This is a genomic window from Imperialibacter roseus (assembly GCF_032999765.1).
GTDB lineage: Bacteria > Bacteroidota > Bacteroidia > Cytophagales > Cyclobacteriaceae > Imperialibacter > Imperialibacter roseus.
In genome coordinates this window covers 4,661,748-4,686,549 of sequence record NZ_CP136051.1, presented here as the reverse complement: position 1 = coordinate 4,686,549, position 24,802 = coordinate 4,661,748, and the positions used below count along the sequence as shown (strand labels likewise).

Sequence of the window (24,802 nt, the reverse complement as noted above, 5' to 3'; positions counted from 1 at the left end):
CCCTTTTAGTGTCCTCTTCGAGAGACACTAAAAGGATACGTTTTTATGATAAGCTTGTATTGAAGAGAATCCCCTTGGGGTCTCCGGCATAAACCCCGAGGCTGTCCAGTTGAACCACCAGCCATGCGGGAGATTTAACCAACCCACCTTTCTTTCATAAGGATTACTCATCTCTTCCTCTTATATTCGCATAACCGGAGAAACCAGCACCCTATGACCACTTTTCTCTTCTTTTTACCGCTCATTCTCACCAACGCTGTGCTTGGCATTTATGCGGAAAGGAAGATTTCTGCCTTTATTCAGGACAGAATGGGGCCCATGGAAACCGGGAAGTTTGGCATATTGCAGACTACAGCCGACATCGTCAAGCTCATTCAAAAAGAGGATATAGTGCCAGCCGCCGCCGACTGGAATCTGTTCAAGCTGGCGCCTGTCATCATATTTACTGCTGTTTTTTCCGGGTTTGCCGTGATACCACTCAGTGGAGCATGGGATGGAGCAGGCCTCGAAATTGGCGTTTTCTACCTGCTGGCCATCATATCACTCGACGTTCTTGGCATTTTGATGGCAGGCTGGGGCTCTAACAGCAAGTTTTCTTTATTTGGAGCACTTCGGTCAGTCGCCCAAATCATTTCCTATGAAGTGCCGCTGGGTCTCTCAGTCCTGTGTGTTGTCATGATCACACAGTCCCTCGATCTGCAGGAGATCTCCTTGTCGCAGGGCCTGCAGTCGCCCAATTCGGTTTATTTGTTTGGCGTGGTGAAGTCCATGGATGTGAGCCAATGGGGAGGCGTCTTTGCCTGGAACATTGTGCAGGCGCCGTTGCTCATACCGGTATTTGTCATCTTCTTTATTGCCTCGCTGGCAGAATGCAACCGGGCACCTTTTGACCTACCTGAAGCAGAGTCAGAATTGATCGCTGGTTATCATACAGAATATTCGGGATTCAGGTGGGCCTTCTTTATGCTGGCAGAATATGGCATGATGATGCTGGTGAGTATGCTGGCAGCTATTCTGTTCTTTGGGGCATGGAACACGCCACTCCCCAATATGGGCGTGGTGAAGCTGGCGGATTGGACAACAGGGGCTCCCGGCTCCTTTATGAGCTATATTTGGGGAGTGTTTTGGCTGCTGTCGAAAGCCCTCATTGGTATGTTTATGCATATGTGGATCAGGTGGACCTACCCTCGTTTGCGTATCGACCAACTCATGAACCTGAGCTGGAAATACCTCACTCCGGCGGCCATCCTCTTGCTTTTGTTATGTGGAATCTGGAGATTATGGATGATCGCATGAGAGACGAAAAAACTACGTATTGGTCAGATATAAAAACCAGCACCCAGACCTTGCTGGAAGGGCTTCAGCTATCTATTCGGCACTTGAAAAAATCGACTGGAAAGTGGGCGTTAGGTTCTGTGGCTAAAGACAATTACTTCAGGGAGGGCGAAGGGCTGGTGACCTTGCAGTACCCAAAAGAAAAGCTACCCGTGCCCGACAATGGAAGATACAAGCTCCACAATGAGATCGACGACTGCATTGTGTGTGACAAGTGTGCCAAGATTTGTCCCGTCAATTGCATAGACATAGAACCCGTGCGGGCGGTGGAGGAAATAGGAAAGACGTCTGACGGCACCTCCAAGCGCATTTATGCCGCTAAGTTCGATATCGACATGGCGAAGTGTTGCTTTTGCGGACTCTGCACCACAGTATGCCCCACTGAGTGCCTGACCATGACCAGCGAATATGATTTCAGTACCTTTTCAGTAAAGGAGCATAATTTTGCTTTTGCTGAAATGACGCCGCTGGAGATCCTGGAGAAGAAAAAGGCCTTTGAGGAAATGCAGCTGGCCAAACAGCAAGGACAGCCAAAAGAGACCAGTACCGGCGAAACATCGGGAGTAGCCGGTTCAGCCAAGCCGGTTTTCAGACCAAAAATGCCTGCGATAAAGCCGCAGATGCCCAAAAAGGAGTCTGGTGCCAGCGAAGAGGTTCCGCAAGCTGCTTCAGAAGCTCCAAAGAAACCTGTTTTCAGACCGAAGATGCCTGTGATGAAGCCCAAAACACCACAGAGTGCTGAGAAGGAAGAAACGCCGAAGGCCGACACCAGTGGAGACGCTTCGCCGAATACAGCCAAGAAGCCGGTCATGAAGCCTAAAATGCCTGTCATGAAACCCGTGATGAAGAAACCTGAGCCTCAGGAGGGCGAAGAAGAGAAAAAACCGGAGGAAACTAAAAAGCCAGTGTTCAGGCCCAAGCCCATCATGAAACCGAAAAAAGACGACTGATGGACACAGGTGTTATTCACTATATTTTTGCTACAATTGTAGTGCTCTCCGTGCTGGGGATTCTTGTCACAAGAAACCTGCTTTATGCGGCCTTTCTTTTGGTGCTGACTTTTTTGGGCGTAGCGGGGTTGTTTGTTTTGGCGCAGGCCGATTTTGTGGCGGTTACACAGCTGATGATTTATATAGGGAGTGTGTTGATTCTCCTGATTTTTGGTATTATGCTTACCAATAGGGTCTCCGGTCAACCCATTCTAACCCAACTTAACCGGACAGTGTTGGGAGTACTATTCTCTGTCGCACTTTTCGCTAGCATCGTGTACCTTTCGCAAGGGTTTCATACTACGGAAATAGTTGCGGTACCTCATGACATACAGCGGCTGGGAATGGCCATCCTCACCGACTATTTTATTCTGTTCGAAGTTGTAGGCGTATTACTGCTTGTGGCGTTGGTGGGTGCTGCCACCGTAGCCAGGTTCAAAGGGGAGGGGCATGGGTAATTCTATCTATCTTTTACTATCCGCCTTCGTTTTCTCGGCTGGTGTGGCGCTGGTGCTCACCCGACAGAATGTGATTGCCGTGCTGATAGGCGTTGAGCTTGTGTTCAATGCAGCTAATATCAACTTTGTTTATTTCAACGCCTTGTACCCTGAAAGGCTCGATGGCCAGTTTTTTGCCCTCGTGGTGATTACTATCGCCGCTGCCGAAACGGCATTGGCATTGGCTATCATATTGAAACTTTACAGAACATATCATACAACCAATCTTGACGAAATAAGCAACCTGGTGGAAGAGTAGATGGAACAGCAACCTACCAACATATGGATTTGGAGTGCCATTGCCGTCTTATGGCTGTTGCCTTTGCTGTCATTTGTAATAGGGCTGGTGTTGTGGCGAAAAAGAAAGGATGGTCTAGGGAAGTTTTCTACTTCACTTCTGGCCGTTAGCACCCTTTTGTCATGGATTATTTTCGGTGTCAACTTTGGTGTGCCAGAGTCGTTTTTCTCCGTTTCGTGGTGGACGGTAGGAGATACCGAGTTCTCTTTTTCTCTTGCGCTTTCAGGCATCACCCAGCTCTTGCTGGTCATTGTCAACACAGTGTCTTTACTCGTGCATGTTTACTCGCTGGAGTACATGAAGGATGACCCGGGGAAAAACCGCTATTTCGCCTGTCTTGGGCTCTTCACATTTTCTATGCTCGGTATAGTGCTATCCGACAGTTTACTGCTGATATTTTGTTTTTGGGAGCTGGTGGGTACTTCTTCCTACTTCCTTATCGGGTTTTGGTACAAAAAGCAGTCGGCGGCCCTGGCTTCCTTTAAGGCTTTTCTTGTCAACCGGGTGGGAGATCTGGGTTTTCTGATCGGTATTTGCTTGATCTATGCTATTTTTAAAACCCTCAGCATCAGTGAGCTGCAGGGGATGGTAGATGCGATTCAGTGGAAGGGAGAAGTTTTTAATTTTGAAAAAAATGGAGAGCTTATCAGTTCGTCTCCCTTCATGTTCACGGTGATTTCCATTTGCCTCTTAGGGGGAGCGGTAGGCAAGTCAGCGCAGTTCCCTTTGCAGGTGTGGTTGCCAGACGCCATGGAAGGCCCTACGCCAGTGTCTGCTCTCATTCACGCTGCTACCATGGTGGCGGCGGGAATTTACTTCATTGCCCGGGTATTTTTTCTATTTACACCACCCGCTCTTTTCATAGTGGCTTTTATTGGGGCCATCACTGCAGTGATGGGTGCTGTGGCTGCCATTTCCCAATATGACATCAAGAAGGTACTGGCTTTTTCCACCATCTCGCAACTCGGGTTCATGGTGCTGGCGCTGGGGGTTGGTGGGAGAGAGGAGGGCTTATTCCATTTGGCTACCCACGCAGCCTTCAAAGCGGGCCTTTTTCTCGCAGCTGGCAGTATCATCCATGCTATGCACCGTTTTGCGCATGAAAGCCAGGCTCACTTCGATGCCCAGGATATGCGCCTGATGGGGGGTGTCAGAAAGTATATGCCTACTACCTTTCTGGTTTTTCTTTTGCTGGCGATGGCTATCTCGGGTATTCCCATGTTCTCAGGCTTTCTGTCAAAAGATGCTATTATCACAAAAGCTTTTTCCTGGGCGTCGGCTGAGGGGGGTGTGAGGTGGGTTGTGCCAATGCTGGCCTTGTTTAGCGCCTTTCTCACGGCTTTTTACATGAGCAGGCTGGTCATGCTGGTTTTTTTCGGGAGCAATAAAACACCGGGATTAGGCAATAAGGGCGGCCTGACAGAAAATGGCAAACTAATCACCATTCCTCTGCTGGTTTTGGTGGGAGGCAGCCTTTGGATTTGGTTCAACTGGAACCCCTTCGGGCAAGGCAGCTGGCTGATGGACCTGGTAGCCACCGGCCGATCCACCATTTCTGGCCTTTATCTGGAGACGACCAACGAGATTCCACATAAGACAATAGCTATTATTTCCATATTGGTTTCTCTCACGGGTGTCGGCCTGGGGTATGTGATGTATGATGAAGATGAGCATCAGGCCATTGCTGAACTGGAAGAAAAGACTTCGAAGCCTGGCTTTTGGAGTGAGCTGTCTTTTAACAACTGGTACCTCAACGAGCTATATGATCAAACGGTTGTGTATTCTTTCAACCAACTAACGAGAGCGTCATCCTGGGCTGATCGGCGTGTGATTGATCCTGTGATCAATTTAACAGGGGTTTTGACGGTCGTGGTTTCGGTAGTCGTGGGGTGGTTTGATAAGAAGGTGGTGGATGGCCTGGTACTGCTTACGGTTCGAATCACTGAATTTTTTGGTAACATTGCACGATCCCTCCAGGGCGGTGCAGTGCAGAAATATATTGCATGGTCGTTGTTTTTTACCTTACTGGTAGTTACCTGGATATTGATTAAGTAAGCCAATGATGAACTATCTGTTATCGCTGATTATATGGACACCTGTGGTAGGAGCGCTGATAGTGTTGCTGATGAAAGACAGGCAAGCCACTGCCATCCGCTGGATATCGTTGGCAGCGGTGTTACTGCAACTTGCAGGCAGCAGCATCCTCTTGTTTCAGTTTTATCAGTTTCCGGAAAGCGGCGGAAGTTATTCCATTGAAAGTTTTCATTTTGTGGAAAAGGCGGACTGGATCACCATGGACCTCGGGAGTTGGGGGGTGTTGTCTATCGACTACCTGCTGGGTGTTGACGGATTGAGTGTCCCGCTGCTGTGGATGTCTACACTTATTTTGGTAATCGGCATGATCAGCTCGTGGTCGATCACCAAACAGGTGAAAGGTTATTTTGCTTTGTACCTGCTGTTGAGCAGCTCCATTATTGGTTGCTTTGTGGCCCTCGACTTTTTCCTCTTCTACATATTCTTCGAGTTTATGCTCTTGCCCATGTACTTCCTTATTGGTATTTGGGGAGGTGTCAGAAGAGAATATGCATCGATAAAGTTCTTTTTATACACCCTGGTTGGCTCTGTGCTAATCCTCGTGGCCATGATCGGCCTCTACATCTCGGTGTCTGATCCAACCGAAATATTAGCTGATGGCAGGCTGGTCAGGACTTTCAATCTCCTGCACATGAGCGACCCCGCCAACTTTATTGCAGGAAGCATTTTGGATCCAACCTACCTCAAAGAATGGGGAGGTGTTTCTATTCGATCCCTGGCATTCTTATTCCTTTTTATAGGCTTCATCATCAAGTTACCTGCCGTTCCTTTTCATACCTGGCTGCCCGATGCGCACGTGGAAGCGCCCACACCAGTGTCGGTTGTGCTGGCCGGTATCTTGTTGAAAATTGGCGGTTACGGTTTGTTGAGAATTGCCTACCCTATTTTTCCCGAAGCTGCGCTCGACTACTCGTGGTGGGTTGGCTTCTTGGGGGTTGTAGCCATTATCTACGGCGGATTCAACGCCATGGCGCAGTCCGATTTAAAAAAGCTGATCGCCTACTCATCTGTTTCCCACATGGGCTTTGTGCTGCTGGGGATTGCTGCCGGCACCACCGAAGGGTACTCTGGTGCGGTGTTTCAGATGGTGAGCCACGGGTTTATCTCGGCAGCGCTCTTCCTGATAGCAGGAGTGCTCTACGACCGTACGCACGACAGAATGATAGAGAACTACAGCGGCCTGGCAGAAAAGATGCCTTATTTTACCGCTGTTACGGTCTTTTTCTTCTTTGCTTCTTTGGGGCTACCCGGCCTTTCTGGTTTTATTGGCGAGCTGCTGGTTTTTCTTGGGGCTTTTCAGTCCTCTTCAATCAATGGGCAGGTGCCGCAGTGGATGGCGGTGCTGGCTACCTTTGGTCTGGTGCTTTCCGCAGCTTATTACCTCTGGACCTTGCAGCGGATGTTCTACGGTAGGTTAGCGCTTAGGGAGGTAGCCTGGAAGGATATGCTGACCGAGCTGACCAACCGGGAGTGGCTGATGTTCATCCCATTGATTTTCATCGTGCTTTTGCTTGGTATTTTTCCTCATTTCCTTCTCGACCTAATGAACGGAAGTATCAATCAGCTGAAAGAGCTGGTTTTCGAAAATGGAAATACCATCATCCAGTCACTTAATTCAGAAGGCAGCTAAATATGCACAAAGAAGGCTTATCGTTTCAGTTGCTGGAAGCCCTGGGAAGCCTCAATCAGGTGGGGCCTGAGTTAGCAATCGGTGCTGGAATAATACTGCTTCTTATAGTTGACCTGATCACATCGGGTAAGCGACCACTATTGTTGCTGGTGCTTTCAATGCTTTTTGCTTTTGTTGCGCTGTGGCTCATTTTGCCTTTGTGGGTGCAAGAGCCGGAGGGAGGGCTCTTGTTTTCCGGGCAGCTGACAGCCGACAGGCATGCGTTGTTTGCCAAAGCCATCATTCTCCTTGCCCTGGCGCTCACCCTTCTTTTCGGAACAGGCTTGCAGCTTCGGACAGAATACTACTATATCCTCCTTTCGCTTGCCTTGGGCGGCATGCTCATGGTGAGCAGCACTACACTGCTTTCAGTATACCTGGCGCTCGAACTTACCTCCATCAGCGGTTATATTCTTACTGTGTTTGGGTTCAAAAAGCTCAACTTTGAAGCTGGCATCAAGTACTTGCTGTTTGGGGCATTTGCCAGTGGTCTGATGTTGTATGGCATCTCCTTGCTTTATGGGCTCACCGGCTCACTTGCCTTTACTACAGAGGCTTTTGTCACACAGCTCCAGCAAGCCAACGAACCCCTGGCCTTATTTGCAATAGTACTCGTGCTAATGGGCATTTTCTTCAAGATCGCTTTATTCCCCATGCACCTGTGGACACCCGATATCTACCAAACGGCTCCTGTGCCGGTTGCGGCCATTTTTTCCGTAGTGCCTAAAATCGGCGGCCTGATTGTGCTCTTAAGGCTCACAGAAGGCTTTTCGGTAGTTAGTAGTTATAGTCAGTTTTTGATTTTCATGGCCTCTGTTTCTATCGTTTTTGGCAATATAGCAGCATTGAATCAGAGCAACGTGCGACGGATGCTGGCGTACTCCTCAATAGCCCAGGCAGGATTTTTAGTATTACCAATTGCGATAAATGATGGATTTGCGGTAACAAGTTTTTACTTTTACATCTTCATTTACCTCTTTATGAATTACTTGGCCTTTTATCTGGTAGATCATATGGAACGGGAGCAAAAGTTCTCTTTCAATGACTACAAGGGCCTTGGTAAGAAACATGCTTTCCTTGCTGTTGCGTTTCTGGTCGCCATGATGTCGCTGGTGGGATTTCCTCCGCTGGCTGGGTTCTCCGGGAAGCTTTACATTTTTTCGTCACTTTGGAACGAATGGCAAACTTCTTCGGGGAGTTTGTTGTTGTTTGTTCTCCTGATAGCAGCAGGAAACACTGTGGTTGCACTATTTTATTACTTAAAGATACCCTACTTCATGTTTTTGAAGGTGGAAGAAAAAAATAATTCCGAAATGGAAACACTTACGGCAGGCCAGATCATGACGGCTTGCCTTCTTGTTTTTATGTTGGTGTTCTTTTTTTTAAAGCCTGACAGTTTAATCCAAGTAATTCAGCAAATACCTTTCCCGGTAACCCATTTATGAGTGATCAAATTAAACACGAGTGCGGCATAGCACTCATCAGGCTCAGAAAACCCCTTCAATATTATATTGATAAGTATCAGTCGCCTGCCTATGGGGCCAGCAAGCTCTACCTGCTGATGGAAAAGCAGCATAACAGAGGGCAGGATGGAGCCGGAGTTGCCAACATCAAAATCAATATTGAGCCCGGATACAGGTATATCAGCCGGTACCGGTCTATCGAAAATCAAGCCGTGTCCCTGATTTTCGATAAGGTGATGAAGAAGTACAAGAAGGCGGAGAGAGAAGGAGGGGAGAAATACTTCGATGCTGAATGGCTGAAGAAGAACTATGGATTTACCGGCGAGCTTTGGCTGGGGCACCTGCGGTATGGCACGCACGGCGTTAATAGCATAGAGAAGTGTCACCCATTTTTACGCCAGAACAACTGGAGAAGCCGCAACCTGGTGGTAGCCGGCAATTTCAATATGACCAACGTGGATGAGCTTTTCAAAAAGCTGATCGAGTTGGGGCAGCACCCCAAGGAGAAGACTGACACGGTGACCGTGATGGAGAAAATCGGCCACTTCCTCGATGAAGAAAATCAGCTGCTTTTTGATAAGTACAAAGACGATTTCAGTAATCAGGAAATTACCGATATCATAGAAGAGAAGCTTGACCTGAAAAGGGTTTTGAAGCGCTCATGCAAAGATTTTGACGGTGGCTATGCCATGGCCGGCCTTATTGGACACGGATCAGCATTTGTTGCCCGTGACCCTGCCGGCATCAGGCCCGCTTATTACTATGCCGACGACGAGGTGGTGGTAGTGGCATCAGAAAAGCCGGCCATCAAAACTGCTTTTGGCATCAACTATTCGGATATCAAGGAGATAGAACCCGGCAGTGCGCTAATCATTGAGAAGGATGGCAGCTTCAGAGAAGAGAAATTTATTAAAAAAATACCGAAGAAGTCCTGCTCATTTGAGCGCATCTACTTTAGCCGTGGCTCCGATCCGGACATTTACCAGGAGAGAAAAATGCTGGGTGAGCTCCTGGTGCCTCAGGTACTAAAGGCCATCGACCACGATTTGCAGAACACTGTTTTCAGCTATATACCCAATACGGCTGAAACGGCTTTTCTTGGATTGATGGCAGGCATGGAAAAATACCTCATCAAGCAAAGGAAGAAAGTGATTTTGAAAGAAAAGATTACTGACCCCAAGAAGCTGGAAGAGATTTTGTCGTTCAGGCCCAGGGTGGAAAAGCTGGTGATCAAAGATGCCAAGCTACGCACCTTTATTACCGACGACCAGCACCGTGACGACCTGGTGGCCAACGTGTATGACACTACCTATGAGGTAGTAAAGAAAAAGGTTGATACACTGGTGGTGATCGACGATAGTATTGTGAGAGGCACCACACTTGAAAAAAGCATTTTGACTTTGCTCGACAGGTTGGAGCCCAAGAAAATAGTGGTGGTATCTTCTGCCCCTCAGATTCGCTTTCCCGACTGCTATGGTATCGACATGAGCAAGATGAAAGACTTCATCGCTTTCAGGGCAGTGCTGAAGCTACTGGAAGACCATAACAAGGAGCACTTGCTGGATGAAGTGTATGAAAAATGCGTCATGCATGCCGACAATAAAGAGGCCCCCAATTTTGTAAAGGAATTGTACGATCCTTTTACTGACGATCAGATTTCTGAAAAGATCTCTGAGATTGTGAAGCCGAAAACGCTGAGAGCAGAAGTAGAGGTGCTATACCAGACCGTACCCAACCTGCATAAAGCTATCCCAGGCCATTCAGGCGACTGGTATTTCACAGGCGACTATCCAACTGCCGGTGGTAACAGAGTAGTGAATCGGGCGTTTATCAACTTCATGCGGGGCGTAGCAGTAAGGGCTTACTAGTATAGAGTGACTATTTACTGTTTGGGTAAATGAAAAGCAAGAATAGTTCAATGCGTCTCGCTTGGATCTTCCCTCAGAGTCTCCCGCAATGCTATGTTAAGAGTATTTTACTACTATGGCTTAAAGGGTCTACGCATGGTAGTCCATACGCCCTTTAGGGGAAGGGGTAAAAATAGAATGGGACACTGAACCTCTTAACTTAATAGCATCAGAGCCTCCCGAAGGGACTCTGAGTGATGTTCAAAGGATCCCGATGTCTAAATTTTGATGACCATGGTTAGCTATGATATTTTTCTTAAAGTATCTGATTTAGCTGGAATTCCATCAGAGTCTCCCGAAGGGGACTCTGATGGAATATTCTGTTCTCAAGCCAACTGTACTTGCTTTTGGCTCCTGATATACATTTCTATCACAATCATATTAGGTACCCAGCAAGCCCAGGCCACAATCTGGTAGGCTGTTGTAAAATCCATGTGCAGGGCAGCCAGTTCGAAAGGCAAAATAAGTCTGAGTGAAATAGCGGCACAGCAGGCAGCATAGCTTCTGAGCATCCATTTTCTGTGCGCTTCTATGTCTCGATTTCGTATGCTGCTGTAAGCCAACCACGAGGTAAGCAACCAGGTGACAGCCAAAAGATTGAACCCCACCTTAGCGATGATCCCGCCCTCAGCAAAGATGGAAAGCATAAATCCAGCCAGTCCGCCAAGGAGAATGCTTATCAGGTAGATTTTACCCAAAGTGCGATGCAACACTACTCTTTTCCTCAACTTTTCAGAAAACTGAAAAACACCTGTAAGAAGGGCAATACCCCCAAAGCTGATATGCATGTAAAACGCCAGGAGCCAGAAAAAGCTCGTTCTTATTTCTTCGGGTTTTTGAGCAGGGAATCCTTTGTCGGGGGTGAAGCTCAAGTACGAAAAAGCATAGCCTGCAATGCTAATGGAAAGAAACACAAGCAAGCCCCATAAGATAATTTTAATCCTTTTATTCATGAGTTTTTTATGCCAAATAAGTGCTTTTCAAAAACGGTATCGCCTCATCCGGCGGGATGAGCCCTATTGTTGATGAATCTTTTGGTGGCGCTCCCGGTGTTCGCTCGGGCTGATGCCGGCATACTCTTTAAACACCCGATTGAAGGATGCCTTGGAATTGAAACCGCTATCAAGGCCAATACCCAGCAAACTGAAATGTGCGAAATCTTCGGAAACAAGCTTTTCTTTTGCGGCCTCTACCCGTAGCTGGTTGACAAGCGAGTAGAAAGTCAGGCCTTCCTCACTACCTATTGCCTGTGAGATATAATGGCGGGGTTTGTCGAGCTTTTTAGCCAGATCATCCAGCGTCAGGTTTTGTTCCAGGTAGAGCTCTTGCTCCACCAGTAGCGATTTTATTTGATTCAGCAGGGCTTTTTCATCGGTGGGTTTCAGCCCGGATTTTTTATATCGCTCTACCGTGGCAGCCTCGTCGCTGGCCACATCTGGTGAAGCATATTTCACAAGAATGTTCTCATACTTCAAACCATGGTAGCCTAAAAAAAGCACAAATAGGCTAACGGCAATAAAAATGTAATAGTTGTTATTGTCGGGTAAACGAGTGTCAGCAATTCGGCAGTAGGCGTATGTGCCCAGCACCACGGCCCAGATACCACCAAGGCCCCAGGTAAGCCGTTGCAGCCATTGTAGGTTGATCCTTTCAGTGGACGAGAAGAAGTCCCTGAGACCACTTCTGAATCGTTTCAGTCGAACAAGGAGAAAAAGGACGTAGACGGGCCCTGAATACAGTGTGAGAAAATTGCCAAGCACTGCCTGCCATGGTGGGTTTTCCCACAAGGTGGCGGCAAATTGAGCTTTCTCCTCAGGAGGACTCAGGTAAAAGTCGTAGATAGAGACATTCAGAAGTACAAATGGCACAAAATGGATCAACCACCAGGGATTGAATCGCTTGGCGCCAGAAAGCAGGGCCGTAGCGTAAATCCACAAAAATGGCCCTTCTGCTATGGGCATAAACCAGCTGAAGCCAAGGAGATGAGGATGTTGGCTGGAAAAGCCAGAGTAGTCCCAATAAAAGCCCAGGAGGTGAAGTCCGATAAAAATTAGCCAAACGAGGAGAATCTTGTCAGCGACAGACTTGTCTTTTTTCCTACCCAAAAGCAGAGCAAAAAAGAACGCCTGAGCAATGCCCACAATGAACAGGAAATCCATTACGCAATTTGGACATTGGAGGCCATCATGTCAAATGACTATTTCGTTATCCCAAAGTCCTGCTGAATTTCTTCCAGCGATCGCCCTTTCGTTTCTGGCATCATGAAGATCACAAATACAAGCTGAAGTACCATCATACCTGCAAAGATGAAAAAGACCATGCCCGGGCTGCTGAAGCCGCTAAGTAAGGCCGGCATGAACAGGGTCACCAACGCAGCCAGCACCCAGTGGGTGGAGGAACCAAACGATTGTCCAAAAGCCCTTAAATGGGTAGGGAACACCTCGGAGATAAAAACCCAGATAACTGTGCCCTGGCCTATGGCGTGGGCAGCGATGAAAAGGAACAGGAAAATGGGCACCGCCATGCCCTGCCACTGCTGGTAGAACGCAATACCGACCAGACTCAACGAAATGATGTAACCAAAAGAGCAAATATACATGAGCACTTTCCGTCCAACTTTGTCGATGAGGTACAGGCCGAGCAATGTAAAGACCATATTGGTAATCCCGATCCCAATACTGCTTAAAAGTGCCGAGCTGGCACCCAGTCCTGCAGCTTCGAATATCCTTGGGGCATAGTAAAGGAAGGCATTGATGCCCGACATTTGGTTGAAGAAGGCGATGAAGAAAGCGAGCATCAGAGGAAACCTGTACTTGCCCTGAAAAATAGACTCGCTTGCGTGTTGTGCCGCTTCGTCCTTTGTGGCCATTACGAGCTCCTTTTCGTCTGTCCCAATTTTTTTCAGGATGGCCACGGCCGCTTCCCTGTCACCTTTGTGCACATATAACCATCTTGGGCTTTCGGGAAGAGAAAAAGTGGATGCCAGGTAGATGAAGGCGGGGAGGGCTTCCATGCCTACCATCCAGCGCCAGGCATTTTCGCCGATGTCTTTCAGCAAATAGTTAGAAACAAAAGCCAGCAGGATGCCAAAAACTATATTGAATTGGTACAATGCCACCAGTTTGCCTCGTTGATCCGCAGGGGCTATTTCGGAGATGTAAGCCGGAGCTGCTACGGTGGAGATGCCAATGCCCAAACCACCGACGAACCTGAAAATAGCAAAAGACCAGGGATCCCAGGCGAAGGCAGACCCCATGGCTGACACAAAGTAAAGAACACCGATCCAAAACAAGGTTTTCTTTCTTCCAAACCTGTCGGTTGGGTAGCCACCAAACAGAGCGCCGATGACAGTGCCCCACAGCGCCATCGACATGACCACAGAGCCGTGAAAAAGATCAGAGGTGCCCCAGAGCGCCTGAAGTTGCTGGTCGGCACCAGAGATAACAACGGTATCAAATCCAAACAAAAGACCACCTAGGGCGGCCACAACAGAACTTACAAGCAGGTAGCGATTGGTCTTCATGCAATAGGTGTTAAGCAGGTGTTTTTGTACAAGGCCTGAAAAATAGGAAAATAGATTGATTTGCCTGAATCTTATTAGGCTTAGTTAATAAAGGCGCTCCGTTAACTGCGGATTGAACGTACTTTTTATTGTGGGTCAGCCATAGAAAATGAGGATCAAGCGGGAAATCTGGGGGATTACCTTTCAAATCTAATTCCCGAGCGGTCATAAAAAAGCAAAACTGGTTCAATGCGTCTCGCCCAGCCGGGCTTCTCCAGTCGGATAGGCTTGGACCTTTTGCTTTTTTATTTAACCACAAACGAAACATTCAATCCCCAGAAATATAGATTGATCCGAAAATGAAAGCTGCATATAGGCAATTTATGTTCCGTCACTTCCTTTGACGTACCTGCGTGAAGTCAAGGCAGCCGCTGGTAGCCGATATGGTTCTCTTCGTAGATTTTTGTCCAATCAACAAGAAAGTTTTGCTTACCTTCCTCGCCTGATCAATCGGAACAATATGAAATTTAGACTTTACTGCCTCCTTTTTGCCTTTGTTGTTGTGTTTAGCAAGCGGCCTGTCGAAGCGCAACCTGCTCAACTGCCGCCAGCACAAGACCTGCGCATATACGACATCGCAAAGGCGGTTTCTTCCTCAAGAATAGAAAAAGACGTCAGGACTTTGGCTGGCTTTGGTACCAGAAGCACTCTTTCTGATACCGTTTCAGCTACGAGGGGCATTGGAGCTGCCAGAAGGTGGATCAAAGCTGAGTTCGATAAAATAGCTAAGGACTGCGGTGGCTGCCTTACAGTAACTTATCAGCACAACAAGGTGCCGGCAGATAAGTTTGCCAGGATCAAGGAGCCAACGGTAGTCACCAACGTGATTGCTATCCAAAAAGGGACAGTGAACCCCAACAGCTACATCATCATGTCGGCTGATATCGACTCCAGAGCAACGGATGTGATGGATGGGAAAGTAGATGCCCCGGGAGCGAACGACAATGCTTCAGGCATGGCAGGGGCTATTGAGGCGGCCAGGGTGCTGAGCAAGTATAAGTTTCCGAACAGCATCATTTACGTGGGGCTCTCAGGGGAGGAGCAAGGCCTTGTGGGTGGCACTTACATGGCTGAAATGGCCAAGGAACAAGGTTGGGATATCATTGGCGTGATGAACAACGACATGATTGGCAACATTGAAGGGGTAGATGGAGTGATTGATAACCGCACTTTCCGGATCTTTTCCGAGCCCACTCCGGTGACGGAAACCGATCAGGAAAGAGGACGTCGGCGCTTTTATGGAGGAGAGGTGGATGGAATTAGCCGCCAGCTAGCTCGTTATGTACACAAGACTGTTTCCACTTACATGCCCGAAATGAACCCAATGATGGTGTATCGGCTGGATCGTTTCGGCAGGGGCGGGCACCACCGGCCTTTCAATGACGTGGGTTATGCCGGCATCCGGATCATGGAAGCCCACGAATACTACCCACGCCAGCATCAGGACATCAGGGTTGAAGACGGCATTTCTTACGGTGATGTGGTTGAAGGGGTCAACTTAGATTATGCTGCCAAGCTTACCGCTGTCAATGCCATTAATCTGTCTAGTTTGGCCTGGGCACCGAAAGCACCCGCTGAAGTGAAAATTGGAGGAGCTGTTCAGCCGGCTACCAGGCTTGCTTGGTCTGCAGTTGACGATCCGAACCTGGCTGGCTACAGAATTTATTGGCGAGACACTACGGTGCCGCAATGGGAGCATAGTAGGTTTGTTGGTAAAGTGAATGAATTTACGCTGGAAGGCTTTGTGATCGACAATTACTTGTTTGGGGTGGCTTCCGTTGGTAAGGACGGAAACGAAAGCCTGGTGGTATTTCCGTCATCGTTGATTGGGAGGTGATAAAGGTATATGTTTCATTTTTGGCAACCAATTGACTGGTTGATTGAAAATAAGTGGTGTGAAGGGCTATTTTACCGTTTACTCTCGAAATATGCTACAGGTATAAAACTAAAGTTCATTCTTTTAGCTGTTATCTATCTTTCGGAGACGCCCGGACTCAATCAATTGTGTTCCTAACCAACCATTCCAATTGAAGCTCAAGGGATTTGTACTTTTTATTTTGCTGGTTGCTTGTCAGATCGGGCATGCACAAACCGGCCAGTTGTGGTCTCAATTCTCACTCATATACAATCCGACGCCAAAATGGAAGCTAAGCACGGACGCTTTCGCCAGGTACCAGCTGGTAAAAAATGGTTGGCAGGGCTATGTGCTGAGGGAGGTAGTAAGCTATAATATTCGTCCCAAAGTATCACTGGTGATGGGATCTGGGTACTATTTTGTTGATTTTAGTACGGCTGACAACCACAAGGAATTTAGAGTGTGGGAGGGTGTGCAGGCCCGTTGGCCGAAGATTGGCCCCTGGGAGTTTACTCATTACGTTAGGTTAGAGCAGCGAATTATCTTTCAGGGGTTGAATGCTCCTTATGTAACTCGTGTGAGGTATAAGATAGGCGGGGGAATGCCCGTAGCCAAATGGGCCGGTGGCAGCGGAGTGTTGTCATTTTCCCTCGGGTTTGAGCCGCTTGTGCTCCTTAACACTCCGTTCGATGACCTTTATGCCTATACCCATAGGTATTACTATGGCCTGGGAGCAAGACTCAACAGTAAGTGGAGGGTAGATTTGAACTATATAAGCCAGGGCTTTAAGGGCAGCAGAAAAGAACGGTATCATCACTCTTACGATATTGCGTTCCTTAAACTGGCTTATGCCATTTAGGCCGGTTAGCGGCTATTTTTTCAAAAACCTGATTAAATAATCATCGCTATTTACCTACTTGCATCAAATTTATCGTTTGATGCGATTCTACCTTTTTTTCACCCTATTGTTAGCAAACCTACGGTTTGTTAGTGCTCAGTCTTCTCAAAGCAATTCCAACTTTCAGCTTTGGATAGACCCTACTATCAATTACAACCTTTCCGCCAAAACCAGGCTGTCTAGTGATATATACTATCGAACAAGGCTCAACGACATCGACTGGAAACAAACTGTTTTAAGGCCGGGCATCAGCCATACTATCTCTAAAAAGGTAACGGTGCTCGGAGGTGTTGGGTGGTTCAGGCTAAAGGACCATGACCTGGAGTTGAGAAACGAAATTCGGTACTGGGCTGGTGTGCAGTACACACATCATTTGTTTTGGAAACTGGACTTGCAGCACTATTTCAGAGTGGAAGAAAGGACGTTTTATCAGGAAGGTGCCGACAACTACCAAAACCTGCGACTTCGTTACCGGTTAGGGTTAAACTACCCTTTGAAGGAAAAAAACGCCAGCGGAAAAAGTGCTCAGCTGGCACTTCAATACGAGCCTTTTTTGACCACCAACTCCGGTCACTTGAGCGACCAGTTCTTCAATACAGAGCGGGTCTATTTCGGAGTAAGCAATAGTCTTTCTCCGGCCATAAGGGTAGATGCCTACTACATGCTGCAATGGGGTAGAACGTTGAAGGCTGAACAGTTTTATTTTACCGACCACATCATACAGCTGAAGTTCATTTATACCATCAACCCACTTTAAAGCCTGAAAAGGCGAACAAAAAGCGGGAAGGATACAGGAAAGCTCTCTGGCAGGCCATTGGTTTTCAGTTCTTTGATAAAGGGAGTGACCGGGTTCTCTTTCTTTTCTTTGATGTAGTTGCCTACCGACGACCAGGTGTTGAGGTACCCCTCCAGGTTTTCTGTATTCCATTTGTAGATCATCTCAAAGTGTTCGGAGGGCTTCAGCTCCTTAAAAGGAATAGAGATGTCGGCATAGCTATTGTCGATGTGCTTTCTTTCGGCATCCCAATAGGGGCCAACTACCTTGCTGTAGAAGTAATCAACCGCTGGCTGATAGGCTGGGGGGAGTTGCATCAGGCCGTAGCCCCAGGTGGCTAGCAAAGCCCCAGGTTTGGCTACTCTGGTTACCTCATCACAGAATTTATCTATCTGAAACCAGTGAATGGCCTGCGCTACAGTGATCAAATCGATGGAGGTGTCCGAAATTTGAGGAGCTGCTTCGTCTGCGACAAAACTACTTAGGTTCGCCATATTCGGCACCTTCATCAGTTGTTTTATACTAATATCAGTGGCATACACCCTGTTGAATTTACCTGCCAGCACTGCTGCCACCTGTCCATTGCCTGTGCCGGCATCCCAGGCAGCATCGAAAGTCTTTGTATGAGTGTAGAGGTGATTGAAAAGCGTCTCAGGGTACTTGGGCCGGAAGGCGGCATAGCCGCTGGCTTTGTCGGAAAATCGATCTTTCATAATAATGCTCAATGGCCTGTAGGTTGGCCCACGGTTATAATCGATAATTTAGGCGGATAAAGCCAATTAGAAAAGGCAGTGCCTTATTTTATTGAATCTATTTATTCTTCCTGACAGTAGCCAATACGCCTAAAACAGGGCCCGGGGCAAGGGCCAGGAGGGCTAAGGTGGGTGAGCCATAGTGCATGAGCCACTGCACCACTTCGATACTGAAAATTGTTATGGAAAAGCCTAGGCAGTTAACAATTGTGAGCGCCGTACCTGTATTCTCCTTCGGTGCCGACTGAGCAACCAGCGTAGAGAACTGCGGCGAATCGGCCACAACAGAAGCTCCCCAAATGAGTAGAAACACAATAAAAAGAGCAAAGGGCAGCTGGTAGCCAAAAGGAGACAAAAGGCAACACAAGCCGGAAATAGTCAGCGCCATTTGGGCAACAAATTTACTGCCTCGTGCTGCTGAAATATAGCCGCCTGCAATACAAGAAAAGGCACCTGCTCCAATGACGATAAAGGAGAGAAAGGATACGTTTAATGTGGTTAAGGGGTGGCTATCCTGGTAGAGTGAAAACACAATAGGAACGAAGGCCCAGAATGCATAAAGCTCCCACATGTGGCCAAAGTAGCCGAACGCAGCCCTTCGAAAGTCTTTCTTTTTGAAGACTTCCAGCGAAACAAGCAAGTCAATTTTAACGCTTGGTTTGCGGAATGGCCCGTCAGGTACAGTGAGAAACAAGAAAATGCCTCCCAGAGCCGAAATGGTTGATGTGCAGATAAAAACGATTTGCCAGCTAAGCCCCTGCCCAATGCTCTTGATTAAATGAGGGAAGGCCGTGCCAAGTACCAGGGCTCCGACAAGAAAGCCCAGCGCCTTGCCGAGCCCTTTTTCATGATAATCTGAAGCAATCTTCATCCCCACGGGATAAATGCCAGCCAGAAAAAAGCCCGTAGCGAACCTGATGACTAACAAAGAGGTCAGCCCCTGATCGGGTAAAAGCACCAACAGGTTGGCTGTTGCGCCTAGCAGCGCACATACCATAAAAACCCTGGAAGGGGGGAAGCGATCCGAGACACCAAGGAGCGCAAACACCAGTGTGCCGCTAATGAAGCCAAACTGAACAGCGCTTGTTAAGTGACCCGGCGTGCCGTCGCCTAGCTGATACAAAACAACGAGGTCTCTTGATACAGCATTGCCTGCAAACCACAACGACGTGCAGGCAAATTGGGCCAATACAATGATGGGGAGGATAGCGCTGGCTTTGGGTGGTGTTTTGCTCATTTGCTTCATGCCATTACTGACACCATTTGGAGTACCTGAGCTGCCAGAAGTTTATCACCCTCTACTTTAAGCCGGTCTTTGACGTCGCCTGGCCTGATGTTTTTCGAAAATAGCTTCCAGGCTAGTTCGGGGGCTATTTCCACAGCAGTATCTGGCACCCGGCCGGGCTTGTCAACCAGCACCCAGTTCGAATTTTGCCTTTCCAAATGCCACGCTCCACCCACCTGGCCGCTTACCGTAGCAGTGACCAGCGTCCCCTCAGGCGCTGCTATATTTCTGAAAGTATGTGGCAGGGCCGTGAAGTAGGTGGCTATCATGGGAAAGAAAAATGCCCTGGTCATGATGCCGGGCTTCCCAACAGCTTCCCTTATCTGCTGCTGGTGGTGCCACTTCTCAGTGTATTCCCGGGCCAGGTGCATCCAGTTGTAGCTTTTCGACTCACCCGCCCAATCCACAGCGAAAATCGCTTCGTCCCACAAAGGCAGTGACTCATAATAGGCAGAGGTCAGCGGGCCCGTTGCCTGGTGAAGTATTCGAAGAACATTCGGGCTCAGTCTTTTGCTGGCTTTTACCCAATCAGCGTTGAGCAGATTGAGCCAGCCGACAAGGTCTTCATAAGTTTTTATCGGAGGAGGTGCTTCGCCAAAGTAGCCATCACGTTGGATAGACAAAGTTCTAAGATTACCGTCCAGCAAATGGGCAGCGACATCCTTCACGTTCCAGTGCTTCGCAGGCGTTGGCTTTTGCCAGTCATCGTCATTCAATGAGGCCAGCAGCTTCATCAGCGCTTCGTCAAGTGGACGAAACAAATGGGCTACCTTAATGGGTGGGGCTTTCGGTGATTGGCTCCTATCTGGCATTTTCCACAATGAACGTCCCGACGTCTTTCTTGAACTTCTCCAATGAAGGTTGGTGAGTGTACATCATATGGCCAGCCTCGTAATACTTCATAATAATATTGTCCTTCACTTCTTTGGTCAGCCCAAGGTGGTTGATGCTGTGCTCTACACCATAAAATACGGTAGCAATATCGTAGTAACCGTTGAGGATCAATACTTTCATATTGGGCGCCTTGCTCATGGCTTCGGCCATGTCGATGCCCGTATTAATAGCGGCGGTTGCTCCCCAGGCAAAGTTGCCTTTATGCTTCCAGTCCCACTTGAAGCCGTCTCTTCTTCCCGCTGTAACTGTGTAGGTCAATTTTTTATTCACCTTCAGGTCGTTGTGGAAGTAGTGAAGAAAGCCCTGGATATAGGCCGGTGAGATCGCAGCACTTTGCGGATCGTAGTCAGCAAACTGGCCGATGCCATCCTGGCTGATGCCTTTGTACCTGGAGTCGAGCCGACCTACGGTATTCCCTTCGTCTCTTAGCAGCTCCTGAAAAAACTCATCGGCCTGCACCCTGAGGTCGGCTTTGAGCCAATAGTCGGATGAAACACCAGAAAGTGCACTTAGCTTTGCTGCCATAGCGGATTTCTCCCCCCCTGAAAGCTGATCGCCTTTAAAAAGGGCTGGAGCATACTCCTCTTCGGTGAATTTTCGCACTGTTGTCATGTAAGCTTCTACGGTGGCTGGTTTGTTGGCCACCTTGTTGTGGTACCAGGCCGTGGCTGCATAGGTTGGGAAATGCACTATGTAGGGCAGGTCGTCGTTAGGAGGAAAGAGCAGCGTCCTCAGGTCGAAAACAGCCGACACCATGATGACCCCATTCATGGCAATGCCCTGATCGAGCAGGCTGTTCATCACTCCGGCGTTTCTGAAAGTGCCATAGCTCTCTCCCAGCAAAAACTTGGGCGAGTTCATGCGGCTGTTGTCAATCAGATACTGCGTGATGAAGAGACTGATGCTGCGAATATCCTGGTCTACGCCCCAGAAGTCTTCGAATTTAGCTTTACCGATCGGCACGCTCAGCCCGGTACCCACGGGATCAATCATTACCAGGTCGGCGACATCGAGGATCGAGTAATCGTTATTAACAAGCTGGTAAGGAGCCGCTGAGTTGAAGTTTGGATCGTTCACTACAATCCTTTTCGGACCCATTACGCCCATGTGAAGCCAAAATGAGGAAGAACCTGGTCCGCCATTGTAGGAGAAAACGATGGGCCTGGTGGACGGAGCACCTTCCTTTACGTAGCTCGTAAAGCCAAAAAGGGCAATAGGCTCATTGTTCTCGTCCCGAAGCTGAACAGTGCCAGCTTTGGCAGTCAGTTCTATGGTGGTGCCATTAATTTTTACCGTTTGTTTGGTGGTGGCCACTTCACCTTCTGGGATCGGCCCGGTTGGTTTTTCACTTTCCTTTTCTTGTGCTATGGCGTCACCAAAGTAAAGAATAATGAATGAGAGATAGAGTAGTTTTTTCATAAGCAATGTGGCTGCTTTAATTGTTTGACCAAGTCGAATGTAAAAAGACCTTTGAACTTTTGCACTCCACCAGTCAAAATCAACCGACTGCTTAGTGGATCGGCTGATCGACGGGTCGGCTCCTCTTCCACCGCCTGTGCGTCCATAACCAATACTCAGGATGTCTTTTTATATCGGCTTCCAGCAATGCTACGTGTTTTTTTGTGATGGCGCCAAAGGGTTCTTTGGTAGCGTCCTTCGTAATCAATTCAAAGTCCATTTGGTAGCAGCCTCTTTTAACTTTGATGATCCGGCCAAAGACGACGGCACAGTCTTGTTCTACTGCATATTTTTCGGTTCCGAAAGCCACGCAGGTTTCCTGGTTGAGGAAAGTGGTCCAAAAAACGTTCTTACTCTTTGTGGGGAACTGGTCGGCACCAAACACGGCAGCAAAGAGCGGCCCGTCTCTGGCTTCAAAAATCTCCCAAAATCGTTTCTTCGGATATAGCTGTAGGCCGTATTTGCCTCTGGAGTTTCTCATGAGCCGATCAAATCCCTTATTAGCAAGAGGTGTGTACAGGGCCATAGCCTGATGTGGAATTTGCTCGTCGATGGCCACAGCCAGCATTTCCCAGTTGTTGTAGTGCCCCCCGGCGATGATGATATTCTTGTTTTCTGCAAAGAGATCTTTGAATACCTGCTCGCCGGAAATTGTGCACCTTCGAATGGCCTCCTCCCTGGATATGCTGAAAATCATCAAAGATTCCACCATCAGGTCACAAAAGTGCGAATAGAACTTACGGGTAATTTCCAGCACCTCGTCTGGCGACTTTTCCGGGAACGATGCGGTTATTTGTTTGATAACGATTGATTTTCTGTAGAATCCGCCATAGAACAGGATAAACGAAAGAAAATCCGAAATGCCATAGAGCAACCAGGAGGGCAATAGGGAAACTGGCTTGATAAAGCAGTGGTAGAACAGGGTAAACATAAGTAGGCTTAGGTGGTTAGTTGAACCTAATCAACCGGCACTGGTTGGCGCAGGCCGCATCCGAAAGATAGTAATATCAGATCAACAAGGGCTATTCATTTGTTTGAACGGGTGCTTTGGCCGACCTACATAAATTGACTGACAGCCTTATCGAGCTGTTTTTCTATGGCTACTTTTAGAAGGGCTTTCAATAAGAAGCCGATGTTAGTCTTTCTTTGTCGGCGAGCCGCTCTGATGACTACTCACATTGAACACCGGTGCCTGATAGTCCTTTGGCAGATAGCTAGCTGGAATTGTGACCATGTTACCGTCCCGCAGGGCACGGTAGTGCGGCGACAATATTTCTACCCCACTTTCATTGAACTTATCCTGAATATTTTGGTGCAGATCGGAGTAAGTCCTTGGCATTTTGTTGGGCTCGGAGGTATAGGCATTGAGCTGGTACGATACATAGTAATCATCAAGGCTTGTCTGCAAAATGAACGGCGTGGGCTTGTCGTTGATGCCTTCAGTGGCCACTGCTGCAGCAATCAGCAGCTCATGCACCTGCCTCCAGGGAACATCATAGCCAATAGTGACGGTGGTGTGCAGCACAAGGCCAAGCTCTTTGCTGGAGGTGGAATAGTTGACGGTTTTACCCCCAAGGATACTGGCGTTTGGCACTGTAATGTCTTCGTTTTTAGGCGTACGAATGCGGGTAACCAGCAGCGACTTTTCGACTACGTCTCCAACAATGTCGTCAATCTTGACCCTGTCACCTACCTTGAAGGGACGCATGTATGTGATAACAAGACCCGCTACTGCATTGGCAATCGCAGTGGAAGAGCCCAGCGAAAAAAGAATACCAAGGAAGACAGAAACGCCCTGAAAGATCTTAGAGTCGGATCCTGGCAGATAGGGGAAAATAACCACAAACATAAAGGCATAAAGCAACACTTTGACGATATTAAATGTAGGCATTGCCCAGTCGGCATAGAAGCCCGTGAACTTGAGCCTTTCAGCGGCAATCTCTTGCGCCACAAATTTTATAAACTTGATAGCGTAGTGCGTTGCCAGATAGATAATTGCTATAGAAAATACATTAGGCAGGTAACTGAAAAAAGAAACCAGGATCCCTTTTGTGGGCTGCCAAACCCAACCGAAAAGAGTGGCGGCCCACCCTCTTGTGAAGGGAAATACGCTGAAAAGCAATGGAAGCGAGATATACATCAGCAACCCGAATACTGCCCACTTCAGAATCGTGCTAATTCGCAGGGTTAAATCCAGCTCACGTTTGGGAGGAAGAATTTCGTAGTCTCTGAACTTGATGCCATGGAAAATTGAATCCTTCTTGACGATGATCAAAAGATTGAGTTTGCGGAAAAGTCGATTGAGTAGATAAATTAAGCCGTATGTGCCTGCAATGATGAGCATGGTAAGCGCTGCCCTCAATAGTATATTTTTCCAGCTATTGGCATCCCTTTCAGCTTCAATGCTTTTTGATATCGCAGCAGCGTGTGCTGTGGCCAGTGCTTTCTTGTCCTGCCCCACCCAGAGTGCATCTGTGTCGGTCACACTCATCAGAATCATTTCCCCAAACGTGATGTCGGCCGTCGACTCGTTAAGAATAACCTGGAGAGAATCGGGTTTGAAGCTGTCGTCCTGATAAAGCACTTCAATCTTTTTTGTGATATTGGCTGCTCTTTCTTTAGGCATCACCGGGCCCAGCTTTGTGAAAACCATAAACAAAGTATCACCGAACGGGGTAACAGGATAACCTACCGCCGTTTCCTTCAGCTGATTGATTCTTTTGAGTTGCTCGGCCTTTCTTGTAGAATCCTGTATTTCGATGTTCTTGACCTGACGGAGCAGATCGGCTTGTTTCAGCTTGTCATTTTCCTTTAGCAGGGTGATTTGTTGAAGAAGCTCGGCCTTTTTTACCGAATCGTCGATACGCTTTTGTTCGCTTCGTCTGACAAGGTTGGAGTATTCCTCCAGTTGGTTGGCAATGGAGTCGCTGATATGTTGCGCTTTCCTGGCTTGTTCGAGTGAATCGGACTTTATAACCAAACTGTCAGCCTGCTTTGCCTGGCCGGCAAAGCAGCTGCCTATACCTATGAGGAGTGATAAAACTTTGAGTTTCATATCATTGATATTTCAG

Annotated in this window: 20 protein-coding genes; 11 read left to right on the top strand and 9 right to left on the bottom strand. The window is 47.9% G+C overall.

All coding sequences use genetic code 11. The features are described from left to right. Nucleotides 1-213: 213 nt before the first annotated feature. Genes RT717_RS19860 through RT717_RS19825 form a run of 8 tightly spaced genes read left to right on the top strand, consistent with a single transcriptional unit; the run spans nt 214 to nt 10,213 of the window. On the top strand, nt 214-1,296 hold the full coding sequence (locus RT717_RS19860; protein WP_317488098.1) for a complex I subunit 1/NuoH family protein: 1,083 nt from the start codon (nt 214-216) through the stop codon (nt 1,294-1,296). Next, the gene (locus RT717_RS19855; protein ID WP_317488097.1) at nt 1,293-2,285 is read left to right on the top strand and encodes a 4Fe-4S dicluster domain-containing protein; all 993 of its coding nucleotides are present in this window, start codon (nt 1,293-1,295) and stop codon (nt 2,283-2,285) included. Before RT717_RS19860 ends, RT717_RS19855 begins: the two co-directional genes overlap by 4 nt. Next, nucleotides 2,285-2,782 (top strand): NADH-quinone oxidoreductase subunit J family protein, encoded by a 498-nt coding sequence (locus RT717_RS19850; protein ID WP_317488096.1) that lies wholly within the window; start codon nt 2,285-2,287, stop codon nt 2,780-2,782. The genes RT717_RS19855 and RT717_RS19850 overlap by 1 nt, the downstream gene beginning before the upstream one ends. Beyond that, nucleotides 2,775-3,080 carry an NADH-quinone oxidoreductase subunit NuoK gene (nuoK, locus tag RT717_RS19845; protein WP_317488095.1) on the top strand — a complete coding sequence of 102 codons (306 nt, stop codon included), beginning with the start codon at nt 2,775-2,777 and terminating at the stop codon, nt 3,078-3,080. Before RT717_RS19850 ends, nuoK begins: the two co-directional genes overlap by 8 nt. After that, nucleotides 3,081-5,174, top strand: a complete 2,094-nt coding sequence (nuoL, locus tag RT717_RS19840) for an NADH-quinone oxidoreductase subunit L (RefSeq protein ID WP_317488094.1) — start codon at nt 3,081-3,083, stop codon at nt 5,172-5,174. Nucleotides 5,175-5,178: 4 nt separating this feature from the next. Beyond that, nucleotides 5,179-6,843 carry a complex I subunit 4 family protein gene (locus tag RT717_RS19835; protein WP_317488093.1) on the top strand — a complete coding sequence of 555 codons (1,665 nt, stop codon included), beginning with the start codon at nt 5,179-5,181 and terminating at the stop codon, nt 6,841-6,843. Nucleotides 6,844-6,845: 2 nt separating this feature from the next. Next, nucleotides 6,846-8,327, top strand: coding sequence for an NADH-quinone oxidoreductase subunit N (locus tag RT717_RS19830; protein ID WP_317488092.1), 1,482 nt, complete (start codon nt 6,846-6,848; stop codon nt 8,325-8,327). Next, on the top strand, nt 8,324-10,213 hold the full coding sequence (locus RT717_RS19825; RefSeq protein WP_317488091.1) for an amidophosphoribosyltransferase: 1,890 nt from the start codon (nt 8,324-8,326) through the stop codon (nt 10,211-10,213). The genes RT717_RS19830 and RT717_RS19825 overlap by 4 nt, the downstream gene beginning before the upstream one ends. Nucleotides 10,214-10,578: 365 nt before the next feature. Here RT717_RS19825 and RT717_RS19820 read toward each other — a convergent pair whose 3' ends face one another. From RT717_RS19820 to RT717_RS19810, 3 genes are all read right to left on the bottom strand, one after another. Continuing rightward, the gene (locus RT717_RS19820; RefSeq protein ID WP_317488090.1) at nt 10,579-11,205 is read right to left on the bottom strand and encodes a DUF2306 domain-containing protein; all 627 of its coding nucleotides are present in this window, start codon (nt 11,203-11,205) and stop codon (nt 10,579-10,581) included. A gap of 63 nt (nt 11,206-11,268) precedes the next feature. After that, entirely contained in the window at nt 11,269-12,411 is a 1,143-nt protein-coding gene (locus RT717_RS19815; RefSeq protein ID WP_317488089.1) for a helix-turn-helix domain-containing protein, read from the bottom strand. Nucleotides 12,412-12,449: 38 nt separating this feature from the next. Beyond that, nucleotides 12,450-13,793 carry a sugar porter family MFS transporter gene (locus RT717_RS19810; protein ID WP_317492370.1) on the bottom strand — a complete coding sequence of 448 codons (1,344 nt, stop codon included), beginning with the start codon at nt 13,791-13,793 and terminating at the stop codon, nt 12,450-12,452. 481 nt (nt 13,794-14,274) lie between these two features. On the opposite strand from RT717_RS19810, the gene RT717_RS19805 reads away from it, so the two are divergent. The 3 genes from RT717_RS19805 to RT717_RS19795 all read left to right on the top strand — a co-directional run bounded on the left by RT717_RS19805 (nt 14,275) and on the right by RT717_RS19795 (nt 17,324). Then, on the top strand, nt 14,275-15,651 hold the full coding sequence (locus tag RT717_RS19805; protein WP_317488088.1) for a M20/M25/M40 family metallo-hydrolase: 1,377 nt from the start codon (nt 14,275-14,277) through the stop codon (nt 15,649-15,651). 190 nt (nt 15,652-15,841) lie between these two features. Then, nucleotides 15,842-16,528 (top strand): DUF2490 domain-containing protein, encoded by a 687-nt coding sequence (locus tag RT717_RS19800; protein ID WP_317488087.1) that lies wholly within the window; start codon nt 15,842-15,844, stop codon nt 16,526-16,528. Between the two features lie 79 nt (nt 16,529-16,607). Further along, on the top strand, nt 16,608-17,324 hold the full coding sequence (locus RT717_RS19795) for a DUF2490 domain-containing protein (protein WP_317488086.1): 717 nt from the start codon (nt 16,608-16,610) through the stop codon (nt 17,322-17,324). Here RT717_RS19795 and RT717_RS19790 read toward each other — a convergent pair. The 6 genes from RT717_RS19790 to RT717_RS19765 all read right to left on the bottom strand — a co-directional run bounded on the left by RT717_RS19790 (nt 17,321) and on the right by RT717_RS19765 (nt 24,786). Beyond that, nucleotides 17,321-18,055, bottom strand: coding sequence for a class I SAM-dependent methyltransferase (locus RT717_RS19790; protein ID WP_317488085.1), 735 nt, complete (start codon nt 18,053-18,055; stop codon nt 17,321-17,323). The two genes, RT717_RS19795 and RT717_RS19790, sit on opposite strands and share 4 nt — an antisense overlap. A 97-nt stretch (nt 18,056-18,152) precedes the next feature. Further along, nucleotides 18,153-19,331 carry an MFS transporter gene (locus tag RT717_RS19785; RefSeq protein ID WP_317488084.1) on the bottom strand — a complete coding sequence of 393 codons (1,179 nt, stop codon included), beginning with the start codon at nt 19,329-19,331 and terminating at the stop codon, nt 18,153-18,155. A 5-nt stretch (nt 19,332-19,336) separates the two neighbouring features. Further along, nucleotides 19,337-20,140: a maleylpyruvate isomerase N-terminal domain-containing protein gene (locus tag RT717_RS19780; RefSeq protein ID WP_317488083.1), complete on the bottom strand. Its 804-nt coding sequence runs from the start codon at nt 20,138-20,140 to the stop codon at nt 19,337-19,339. A 40-nt stretch (nt 20,141-20,180) separates the two neighbouring features. Beyond that, complete coding sequence (locus RT717_RS19775; RefSeq protein WP_317488082.1) at nt 20,181-21,692, bottom strand: S10 family peptidase; 1,512 nt, start codon at nt 21,690-21,692, stop codon at nt 20,181-20,183. A gap of 91 nt (nt 21,693-21,783) precedes the next feature. Next, the gene (locus RT717_RS19770) at nt 21,784-22,662 is read right to left on the bottom strand and encodes a lysophospholipid acyltransferase family protein (protein WP_317488081.1); all 879 of its coding nucleotides are present in this window, start codon (nt 22,660-22,662) and stop codon (nt 21,784-21,786) included. 204 nt (nt 22,663-22,866) lie between these two features. Next, nucleotides 22,867-24,786: a mechanosensitive ion channel family protein gene (locus RT717_RS19765; RefSeq protein WP_317488080.1), complete on the bottom strand. Its 1,920-nt coding sequence runs from the start codon at nt 24,784-24,786 to the stop codon at nt 22,867-22,869. Nucleotides 24,787-24,802: the final 16 nt, after the last annotated feature.

Coding starts and splice junctions, on each gene's coding strand:
- RT717_RS19860 (WP_317488098.1), top strand. CDS start 214: ATGACCACTTTTCTCTTCTTTTTACCGCTCATTCTCACCAACGCTGTG.
- RT717_RS19855 (WP_317488097.1), top strand. CDS start 1,293: ATGAGAGACGAAAAAACTACGTATTGGTCAGATATAAAAACCAGCACC.
- RT717_RS19850 (WP_317488096.1), top strand. CDS start 2,285: ATGGACACAGGTGTTATTCACTATATTTTTGCTACAATTGTAGTGCTC.
- nuoK (WP_317488095.1), top strand. CDS start 2,775: ATGGGTAATTCTATCTATCTTTTACTATCCGCCTTCGTTTTCTCGGCT.
- nuoL (WP_317488094.1), top strand. CDS start 3,081: ATGGAACAGCAACCTACCAACATATGGATTTGGAGTGCCATTGCCGTC.
- RT717_RS19835 (WP_317488093.1), top strand. CDS start 5,179: ATGATGAACTATCTGTTATCGCTGATTATATGGACACCTGTGGTAGGA.
- RT717_RS19830 (WP_317488092.1), top strand. CDS start 6,846: ATGCACAAAGAAGGCTTATCGTTTCAGTTGCTGGAAGCCCTGGGAAGC.
- RT717_RS19825 (WP_317488091.1), top strand. CDS start 8,324: ATGAGTGATCAAATTAAACACGAGTGCGGCATAGCACTCATCAGGCTC.
- RT717_RS19820 (WP_317488090.1), bottom strand. CDS start 11,205: ATGAATAAAAGGATTAAAATTATCTTATGGGGCTTGCTTGTGTTTCTT.
- RT717_RS19815 (WP_317488089.1), bottom strand. CDS start 12,411: ATGGATTTCCTGTTCATTGTGGGCATTGCTCAGGCGTTCTTTTTTGCT.
- RT717_RS19805 (WP_317488088.1), top strand. CDS start 14,275: ATGAAATTTAGACTTTACTGCCTCCTTTTTGCCTTTGTTGTTGTGTTT.
- RT717_RS19795 (WP_317488086.1), top strand. CDS start 16,608: ATGCGATTCTACCTTTTTTTCACCCTATTGTTAGCAAACCTACGGTTT.
- RT717_RS19790 (WP_317488085.1), bottom strand. CDS start 18,055: ATGAAAGATCGATTTTCCGACAAAGCCAGCGGCTATGCCGCCTTCCGG.
- RT717_RS19785 (WP_317488084.1), bottom strand. CDS start 19,331: ATGAGCAAAACACCACCCAAAGCCAGCGCTATCCTCCCCATCATTGTA.
- RT717_RS19775 (WP_317488082.1), bottom strand. CDS start 21,692: ATGAAAAAACTACTCTATCTCTCATTCATTATTCTTTACTTTGGTGAC.
- RT717_RS19770 (WP_317488081.1), bottom strand. CDS start 22,662: ATGTTTACCCTGTTCTACCACTGCTTTATCAAGCCAGTTTCCCTATTG.
- RT717_RS19765 (WP_317488080.1), bottom strand. CDS start 24,786: ATGAAACTCAAAGTTTTATCACTCCTCATAGGTATAGGCAGCTGCTTT.